The following is an 8,368-nucleotide window of genomic DNA, read 5'->3' as shown; positions in this document are numbered from 1 at the left end:
CGCCGGCGCCACCGGCCCGGTCGCGCGCTACGCCCCGGCCGCCCGCCCGGCGCCCAAGGACAATGTGGTCAAGCGCGGCGATCCCGTCCAGCTGATCGCCGGCAATGCCGCCTTCAGCGTCTCGCGCGCGATGATCGCGGACGAGGACGGCGCCGTCGGCGACACGATCCGCGTGCGCGAGGACCGGAAATCGCCCCCCATCTTTGCACAGGTCGTCGAAATGGGCATGGTGCGCGTTCCGGGCATTTAAGGATTTTTGAACCGATCCGTATCTAGTCTGGGCGGGACGAGTGAAGGAATGAAACGATGATCAAGTCTGTAGGCCAGAGCATGAGCGCGGCGATCGAGGCCTCCCGTCTGCGGGAAGGCGGCAAGACGCGCGCGGCTTCGCCGGCCGGAACGGGCGGCGTCTCGTCTTCCTCGGCCTCGTCCACCAGCCCCGCAGCCCGCATGGCGGCCGAAGGCGCGCCGGTCGACATGGACCGGATCGCCGCGATCAAGGCGGCCATCGCATCCGGCAACTATCCCGTCGATCCCTCCACCATCGCCGAAAAGATGCTGGCGCTGGATCTTCCCACCGCAGGATAAACGATCATGACACTTGGTCTCGCCGCGCTCGACGATCTGTTCCAGGCCTTCGAAACGCTCCGGCTCGCACTGGAGGGATCTGACGCCGCGGAAATCGAGGCAGCGAGCGGCGAGGTCAGCCGCGCGGCCGCGTCCGTCCGCGCGATCGGAGCCTGGCGTTCCGAACCCGCCGTGGTCGAACGGCTGAGCACGCTGCTGCCGCTGATCGAATCGGCGCGGGTGCGTACTCATGTGCTCGCCGACCATATGGGACAGCGGCTGAACCTGCTCGCAGCGCAGGGTGCTCGATCGGCCCCCCTGACCTACGGGCGCTGAATTTTCCTTCCCGGTCGAACAAATGGGGCGCCTTGGGCGCCCTTTTTCGTGGCGCGCGTTCCGCTCGCGCGTCCTCCATTGGTCGCGATTTTTCCGATAGTTGCCTCCGCGTTAACCAAATCTTGGCACAGCGCTTGCTCTAATGGCTCCGTTACCAACGGGGACGAATATCGCAGTGTCGGCTTTCGACATCACTATGGGAGGCGCTTCGACCGGCAATCGCGTGACCAACGCGATCGCCATGGCGAGCCGCAGGACGGGCGTGGACTTCGCCTATCTGCTGGGGCAGGCCAAGATCGAAAGCAGCCTCAATCCCACCGCACGCGCCAGCACCTCGTCTGCGCGCGGCCTCTATCAGTTCGTCGACCAGAGCTGGCTCGCCGTCATCGACAAGCATGGCAGCGAATATGGCCTGGGCTGGGCCGCCAATGCGATCAGCCGCGGCAGCAACGGCCGCTACTATGTCTCCGATCCCGATCTTCGCCAGCAGGTGCTCGACCTGCGCAACCATCCCGAAACCGCCTCGGTCATGGCGGCCGAGCACGCCGCCGACAACAAGGCCTATCTGGAACAGCGTCTGGGCCGCGAAGCGCAGCCGGTCGATCTCTACCTCGCGCATTTCCTGGGCGTGGGCGGCGCCGCCAAGTTCCTGTCGATGCACGACCGCGCGCCCGGTGCGACGGCCGCATCGCTGTTCCCGGCAGCGGCGCGCGCGAATCGCTCGATCTTCTACGACCGGCAGGGCAATGCGCGCAGCTTCGCCGACATCCGCGACCGCTTCGCCACGAAGCTGCAGAACGGCGTCGATTCGCTGGGCACCGGCGCCGTCCAATATGCTGACGCCGCGCTGCCCGCCAATGCGAAGACGGTGCAGCCGGCCGACTATGTCCGCATCGAAACCCAGCGCCTCGCGACCCAGGCCGACGTCGACGTCCGGCCCCAGCCGCAGACCGCGCGCCTCGCCTATCTCATGCTCGCCACCCTCGGAAGGTAACGACCCGACATGACCCCCGCCCAAGTCAAAGCGAAGATCTGGACGAGCGCCGCCAAGGGGGCCGTGCTCCCGTTCGCGACGCTGATGGTCGTGCTGTTCATGATGGTCCCCGTGCCGGCGGTGATGCTCGACATCGGCTTCATCACCAACATCATGATCAGCCTTGCGGTGCTGATGGTGGCGCTGAATGCCGCCAAGCCGCTCGACTTCTCCAGCTTCCCGACGGTGCTGCTGTTCGCCACGCTGCTGCGCCTCGCGCTCAACGTCGCCTCGACCCGCGTCGTGCTGGTGTCGGGGCATGAAGGCTCGGACGCTGCCGGCCATGTGATCGAGGCGTTCGGCCATTTCCTGATCGGCGGCGATTATGTCGTCGGTATCTTCGTCTTCGCGATCCTGATGATCATCAACCTGGTCGTCATCACCAAGGGCGCGGGCCGCGTGTCGGAAGTCAGCGCCCGCTTCACCCTGGACGCCTTGCCTGGCAAGCAGATGGCGATCGACGCCGATCTCAACGCCGGCCTGCTGACGCCGGAGGAAGCCAAGGTCCGTCGCCGCGAGGTCGCGACCGAGGCGGATTTCTACGGATCGATGGACGGCGCCAGCAAGTTCGTGAAGGGCGACGCCGTCGCCGGCATCCTGATCCTGGCGATCAACATCGTCGGCGGCATCATCCTGGGCGTCGTCAGCCACAAGCTGTCGATCGGCGACGCCGCGCAGACCTACATCATCCTCGCCATCGGCGACGCGCTGGTGGCGCAGGTGCCCGCGCTGCTGCTGTCGATCGCCGCCGCCGCCATCGTCACTCGCGTCAACAGCGAGGAGGATCTGGGCGGCCAGATCACCAGCCAGTTCGGGTCGGGCAAGGCCTGGGTGCCGGTCGCCGCGATCCTCGGCTTCCTGGGCGTGCTGCCCGGCATGCCGCATTTCATCATCCTGACCGCTGCCGCCATCGCCGGCTTCATCGCCTGGCAGCTGCGCAAGTCCAGCCAGCGCAAGGCCGCCGAGCCCGCGCCCGCGCCGCCCCCCGCCAATCCAGCCGTCATCGAATGGGACGACGTGTCGGATGGCGCGATCCTCGGGCTGGAGATCGGCTATGGCCTCATCGGCCTTGTGGACGAGCGCAAGGGCGCGCCGCTGATGGCCCGCATCACCGGCATCCGCCGCCAGCTGTCCAAGGAACTAGGCTTCGTCGTGCCGATGGTCCGGGTGAAGGATAATCTGGCGCTCGAACCCAACCAGTATCGCATCACCATCGCCGGCGTCGTCGTCGGAGAGGACGAGATCTGGCCCGAGGACCTGCTCGCGCTCGACAGCGGCGCGCTGGAAGGCGTCGTCGCCGGCCGTCCCGCCAAGGACCCGACCTTCGGCCTCGACGCCGTCTGGATTTCGCCCTCCAAGCGCAGCGAGGCGGTGGTGGCCGGCTATACCGTGGTCGATCCGCCGACGGTGGTCGCGACCCACCTCAACCAGCTCATTGCCATGAACGCGAGCGAGATGTTCGGTCTGGACGAAACCCGCAAGCTGCTCGACACGCTGAAGGACGCTGCGCCCCAGCTGGTCGACGGCCTCACCCCCGGCCTGCTCAGCCTCGCCCAGATCTCCGCGCTCTGCCGCGCGCTGCTGGCGGAAGGGATCGCGCTCAAGGACTTCCGCCGCATCTGCGAGGCGATGGTCGACGCGGCGCGGCCCGATATGAATCACGAACAACTGGTCGAGGCGGTGCGCCAGCGGATCGGCTCGCTCATCATCCAGGGCCTTGTCCCCGTGAAGATGCCGCTGCCGGTGATCACGCTCGACGGCGATCTGGAAGCGCTGCTCGCGCAGGCGATGCGCATCGCGGGCGATGCCCGCCATCCGATCGAGCCCGCGCTCGCCAACCGCATCGTCGAGGCGGTGGTGCAGGCGGCCCGTCCGCTTCTGGGGCAGGCGCGCGCCTTCGCCATCGTCACCTCGCCCATCGCCCGTCGCGCGCTGGCGCGGCTGTTCAAACCCCATCTGCCGGAGACGCCGGTGCTGTCCTTCCTGGAGATTCCCGATGGCAAGGGGGTCGAGGTCGTCGCCGTCGTTGGCGGCGAGCAGCGCCCCACGCCCCGCCACGATCCGTTGCCCGCGCGCGAACGGGTCGCCTGAGGAGACTGAGCCATGTACATGCAGAAAGTCAGGGCCGGCGCGGGCGTCGACACCTATGGCAGGACGGGCGCGGCCAATTCGCCCGAACAGCTCGCCCGGCGCTACATGCCGCTGGTGCGCAAGATCGCCTGGCACGTTCATGGCCGTGTCTCCAGCGCGATCGAGATCGAGGATCTTCTCCAGATCGGCATGGTCGCGCTGGTGGAGGCCGCCAATAGTTTCGAGGACCGGGGCCTGGGCTTCGCCTCCTATGCGCAGATGCGCGTGCGCGGCGCGATGATCGACTATCTGCGGCGCCAGGCGACGCTCTGCCGATCGGCCATGACGAAGCGCAAGGAACTGATGGCGACGCGCGCCAGGCTGGAGCAGCGGCTGGGCCGCGCGCCGCTGGAGGCGGAAATGGCCGCCGACATGGGCATGGAGGCATCCGCCTATCGCGAACTCGCCGACAGCACGGAAATGGTCCAGCACAGCAGCATGGACGAGGTCTATTCCGACCAGTCCATGTGGTTCGCCGATGTGGAGGACCGCGCCGATGACATCATGGAGCGCGAATCGCTGAAAGCCGCGCTCGCGAAATGCATAGGCGACCTGCCGCAGCGCGAGGCGCTGGTGCTCCAGCTCTATTTCGTCGAGGAACTGAACCTGGAGGAAATCGGCGCCACGCTGGACATCGGCGCGGCGCGCGTCTGCCAGATCAAGAAGGCCGCGCTCGACAAGCTGCGCGAGAAGCTGCGCGACTGGGACTGACCGGCGAAGGCCGCCGGGCCTCAGCCGAACAGATAGACGTGGATCGGGTTCTTCGGGTCCAGCAGCATCTTGGCGGTCAGCGCCAGCGACATCACGATCAGCAGCGGCCGGATCAGCCGGCTGCCGAAACGCATGGCGAGGTGCGATCCGATCTGGCCGCCGGTGATGCTGCCCACCGCCATCGCCAGTCCCGCGATCCACAGCACATGCCCGCCCGCGACCATGGTGGCGAGGCCGGCCACATTGCTGGCGAAATTCGCCGCCTTGGTCTGCGCCGTCGCGCGCACAAGCCCGAGCCCGCCCAGTGCCAGGAAGATCGTGGTGTAGAAGGCGCCCGCGCCCGGCCCGAAAAAGCCGTCATAGAAACCGACGACCCCGATCAGCAGGCTGAGCGCGACGATGCCGATCCGCTGATGCCGGTCGATCTCGCTCACCTTGGGCGAGAAGGTGAAATAGGCCGCGATCGCGATCAGCAGCGCTGGCATCAGGCCCGCCAGGATCGACGGGTCCACCCGCTGCAGCAGCCATGCCCCGCCAACCGATCCGATAAAGGCCGCCGCCACCGGCTTCCAATAGGTCGCCAGGTCCATATGCCCCTTGCGCGCATAGGCGATGCACGCGCCGAAAGTGCCGAAGGAAGATTGCAGCTTGTTGGTCGCCACCGCCGGCACGGGCGGGATGCCCGCCGCCATCAGCGCGGGCAGGGTGATCAGCCCGCCACCGCCCGCCATCGCGTCGATGCACCCGGCCATCAGCGCGGCGGCCATCAGGAACAGGATGGTTTCGGGGGAAAGGATCATGATGGCTCTCGCCTCCGACCCTCACCCCGTTCGGGCTGAGCTTGTCGAAGCCCTGCATTGTCTTGAAGAGAAGAACAGCCCTTCGACAAGCTCGGGGCGAACGGAACGAATGGACCGAACGAAGCGTCCGGGCAAATCCTCAATAGGCCCGCGCGATGGCGAACTCGACCGCTTCGCTCAGCGCCGCCTTGGCCTTCCCGCCCGGAAAAATGCCGAGCGCGTCGATGGCACGCTGGCCATAATGCCGCGCCCGCGCCAGCGTGTCGGCGATGGCCCCGGTCCGCCGCAGCAGCCCGGTCGCATGGGCCAGGTCCGCATCGCTCACCCGGTTGCCTGCGATCGCTGCGCGCCAGAAGGCCCGGTCCTCCTCCGATCCCCGCGCATAGGCCAGGATCACCGGCAGCGTGACCTTGCCGTCGCGGAAATCGTCGCCCGCGTCCTTGCCCATGGTCGCGCCGTCCGATTCATAGTCGATCGCATCGTCGACCAGCTGGAACGCGATGCCCAGGTTGCGGCCATAGACGTCCAGCGCCTGCTCCTCGGCTTCCTCACGATCGGCGACCACCGCGGATATGCGGCAGGCGGCGGCGAACAGCGCGGCGGTCTTGGCGCCGATGATGTCCAGATACTGGTCTTCGCTGGTGTCGATCTTGCGCTGCGCGGTCAGTTGGTTGACCTCGCCCTCGGCGATCACCGCCGATGCGCTGGACAGGATCTTCAGCACTTTCAGCGACTCCGCCTCGACCATCAGCTCGAACGAGCGGGAGAAGAGGAAGTCGCCCACCAGCACGCTGGCGCTGTTGCCCCAGATGATATTCGCGGTCTTGCGCCCCCGGCGCAGCCCGGACCCGTCGACGACATCGTCGTGCAGCAGCGTGGCGGTGTGGATGAACTCGACAGAGGCGGCCAGCTTGTAATGTCGGCTGCCCGCATAGCCCAGCAGTTCGGCGCAGGCCAGCGTCAGCATCGGCCGCAACCGCTTGCCGCCGCCCGCGATCAGGTGGCCCGCCAGCTCGGGGATCAGGGGAATGCGCGACTGCATACGGTCCAGGATCACGGCATTGACCTGGTTCATCCCCTCGGCGACCAGCGCCATCATGGGGGCGAGCGAAGGCGCGCTGCTCGCGCGGCCGATCGGATGGACGTTGCCGGTGGCGGGTGCGGTCATGATGAGCGTCCTGTGGCCGGGTGAAATGCGGAAGGCAAGCGGAATAGCTTGCTTACAGGGACATAAGGCGCAAAAAGCGCGCCCGGCGAAGGAAAGGGCTGCCCATGGACGAAACGTTGAAGCGCTATCGCGAGAGCATCGACAATATCGACGCGGCTCTTGTCTTCATGCTGGCCGAACGCTTCAAGATCACCCAGGCGGTCGGCCGCTACAAGGCGGAACATACGCTGCCGCCCGCCGATCCCGGCCGCGAGGAACGCCAGATAGCCCGCCTGCGCCAGCTCGCCCTCGAGGCCCATCTCGACCCCGACTTCACCGAAAAGTTCCTGCGCTTCATCATCGACGAGGTGATCCGCCACCATGAACGGCTGCGCGAGGGGTAGGCACCGACTGCCGCGCTGACTTCCGATCGCTTCGAGCGCAGTCGAACGGCGGTCAGGCCGGCTCCGCCACGGGCTCGCGCGGCTTGCCCTGGGATCGCCCCAGCAGTACGCCGCCCAGCGCCAGCGCGAAGCCGACGATCTGCACCGGCCCCAGCTGCTCGCCGAACAGCAGCCATGCCTCGATCGCGGCAAGCGGCGGCACGAGCAGCAGCAGCATCGACGGTCGGGTCGGCCCCTGGTGCCTCACCAGCCAGACCAGCAGCGTCAGGCCGGCCGCCGACAGTCCGAGCACCGACCAGGCGAGACCCGCCCATAGCAGCGGCGCATTGTCCCAGCGCATGTCGCCGATCAGCAGCGTGGCGGCGATCGCCACCAGCGCGCCGCCCCCATTCTGCACCGCGCCGGAGATCGCGATCCCGTCCCCAGCGATCGATCCGCGCTGGATCAGCGTGCCGCCCGTCATGCCCAGCACCGCGACCATTGCGGCGACGGCGGGCAACAGGCTGATCGATCCCGCGCCGGACCGCTCGATCGCCGGTGCGAGCACGCAGGCGACCCCGCCGATCGCGATGGCCAGCCCGATCCAGGCCCTTCCCGCCAGCCGCTCGCCCAGGAAGAGCACGCTCGCTACCGCTACCATCAGTGGCTGTAGCGACCCCAGCAGCGCCATGACGCCGGCCGGCATGCCGTGCTGCACCGCCCACCAGCTCACGGTCAGATAGACGCCGTGCAGCATGGCGCCCGCCACCAGATGAAGCCCCAGCCTCCGCCCGCGCGGCATCGCCTGCCGCGCGTGCCACGCCGCCGCGGCGAGCAGCAGGGTGGTGATGGTCAGCCGGATGGCCAGGATCAGTTCGGGCGCGGCATGCGGCACCATCGCCCGCGCCACGATGAAGCCGGTGGACCAGATCAGGACGAACAGCACGGATGCGGCAAGGGCAAGCATGCGCGCGCCTTTGGCCGATGGGTGGCGGGATGTCGAGCGAGAAGGGTAGGATTGGGATTGGATATGGGGCGATCCAACCGGAGAATGGCCGAAACCCGTTCCGCTTGCGCTCAGCCCGTCATTCCCGCCCCGCCCGGATCGCCGCCCCACCCGCGAAGGGCGTGATCGCGACCAGCAGCAGCGAGGCAGCGCCAAGGAATTTGAACGCCGCGCCGCTGCCGTCGCCCAGCGTCCCCGCGCCGAAGATCAGCAGCGGCACCGCCAGCGGCAGCGCCAGCAGCCCGGCCAGCGCCC

At 67.7% G+C, this 8,368-nt stretch carries 11 protein-coding genes; 7 read left to right on the top strand and 4 right to left on the bottom strand.

The features are described from left to right. The 6 genes from M529_RS36085 to M529_RS36060 all read left to right on the top strand — a co-directional run. Window positions 1-250, top strand: a 250-nt coding sequence (locus M529_RS36085) for a flagella basal body P-ring formation protein FlgA (protein WP_021318116.1), incomplete at its 5' end; no start/stop codon positions are given. A gap of 56 nt (window positions 251-306) precedes the next feature. Continuing rightward, complete coding sequence (flgM, locus tag M529_RS36080; RefSeq protein ID WP_021318115.1) at window positions 307-588, top strand: flagellar biosynthesis anti-sigma factor FlgM; 282 nt, start codon at window positions 307-309, stop codon at window positions 586-588. Window positions 589-594: 6 nt separating this feature from the next. Further along, on the top strand, window positions 595-903 hold the full coding sequence (locus M529_RS36075; RefSeq protein ID WP_021318114.1) for a hypothetical protein: 309 nt from the start codon (window positions 595-597) through the stop codon (window positions 901-903). 196 nt (window positions 904-1,099) lie between these two features. Continuing rightward, window positions 1,100-1,897: a lysozyme family protein gene (locus tag M529_RS36070; RefSeq protein WP_021318113.1), complete on the top strand. Its 798-nt coding sequence runs from the start codon at window positions 1,100-1,102 to the stop codon at window positions 1,895-1,897. Window positions 1,898-1,906: 9 nt separating this feature from the next. Further along, window positions 1,907-4,027 (top strand): flagellar biosynthesis protein FlhA, encoded by a 2,121-nt coding sequence (flhA, locus tag M529_RS36065; RefSeq protein WP_021318112.1) that lies wholly within the window; start codon window positions 1,907-1,909, stop codon window positions 4,025-4,027. Window positions 4,028-4,039: 12 nt separating this feature from the next. Beyond that, the gene (locus M529_RS36060; RefSeq protein ID WP_021318111.1) at window positions 4,040-4,777 is read left to right on the top strand and encodes a sigma-70 family RNA polymerase sigma factor; all 738 of its coding nucleotides are present in this window, start codon (window positions 4,040-4,042) and stop codon (window positions 4,775-4,777) included. Between the two features lie 20 nt (window positions 4,778-4,797). Here M529_RS36060 and M529_RS36055 read toward each other — a convergent pair whose 3' ends face one another. Together M529_RS36055 and M529_RS36050 are read right to left on the bottom strand one after the other, a co-directional pair. Continuing rightward, a complete protein-coding gene (locus M529_RS36055) occupies window positions 4,798-5,577 on the bottom strand; it encodes a TSUP family transporter (RefSeq protein WP_021318110.1) in 780 nt (259 codons plus the stop codon). A 139-nt stretch (window positions 5,578-5,716) separates the two neighbouring features. Then, window positions 5,717-6,745, bottom strand: a complete 1,029-nt coding sequence (locus M529_RS36050; protein ID WP_021318109.1) for a polyprenyl synthetase family protein — start codon at window positions 6,743-6,745, stop codon at window positions 5,717-5,719. Between the two features lie 104 nt (window positions 6,746-6,849). Here M529_RS36050 and M529_RS36045 point away from each other — a divergent pair, with 104 nt between their 5' ends. Next, window positions 6,850-7,128, top strand: coding sequence for a chorismate mutase (locus M529_RS36045; RefSeq protein WP_021318108.1), 279 nt, complete (start codon window positions 6,850-6,852; stop codon window positions 7,126-7,128). Between the two features lie 52 nt (window positions 7,129-7,180). Here the strand turns inward: M529_RS36045 and M529_RS36040 are convergent, their stop codons facing one another. Continuing rightward, window positions 7,181-8,074, bottom strand: a complete 894-nt coding sequence (locus M529_RS36040) for a DMT family transporter (protein WP_021318107.1) — start codon at window positions 8,072-8,074, stop codon at window positions 7,181-7,183. A 118-nt stretch (window positions 8,075-8,192) separates the two neighbouring features. Then, window positions 8,193-8,368 (bottom strand): heme exporter protein CcmB (locus M529_RS0124635; protein WP_031294993.1); only part of this gene is annotated, 176 nt, incomplete at its 5' end.

Source organism: Sphingobium ummariense RL-3, assembly GCF_000447205.1.
GTDB lineage: Bacteria > Pseudomonadota > Alphaproteobacteria > Sphingomonadales > Sphingomonadaceae > Sphingobium > Sphingobium ummariense.
This window is presented reverse-complemented; position numbering and strand designations above follow the sequence as displayed.

Coding starts and splice junctions, on each gene's coding strand:
- M529_RS36075 (WP_021318114.1), top strand. CDS start 595: ATGACACTTGGTCTCGCCGCGCTCGACGATCTGTTCCAGGCCTTCGAA.
- flgM (WP_021318115.1), top strand. CDS start 307: ATGATCAAGTCTGTAGGCCAGAGCATGAGCGCGGCGATCGAGGCCTCC.
- M529_RS36060 (WP_021318111.1), top strand. CDS start 4,040: ATGTACATGCAGAAAGTCAGGGCCGGCGCGGGCGTCGACACCTATGGC.
- M529_RS36050 (WP_021318109.1), bottom strand. CDS start 6,745: ATGACCGCACCCGCCACCGGCAACGTCCATCCGATCGGCCGCGCGAGC.
- M529_RS36045 (WP_021318108.1), top strand. CDS start 6,850: ATGGACGAAACGTTGAAGCGCTATCGCGAGAGCATCGACAATATCGAC.
- M529_RS36070 (WP_021318113.1), top strand. CDS start 1,100: ATGGGAGGCGCTTCGACCGGCAATCGCGTGACCAACGCGATCGCCATG.
- flhA (WP_021318112.1), top strand. CDS start 1,907: ATGACCCCCGCCCAAGTCAAAGCGAAGATCTGGACGAGCGCCGCCAAG.
- M529_RS36055 (WP_021318110.1), bottom strand. CDS start 5,577: ATGATCCTTTCCCCCGAAACCATCCTGTTCCTGATGGCCGCCGCGCTG.
- M529_RS36040 (WP_021318107.1), bottom strand. CDS start 8,074: ATGCTTGCCCTTGCCGCATCCGTGCTGTTCGTCCTGATCTGGTCCACC.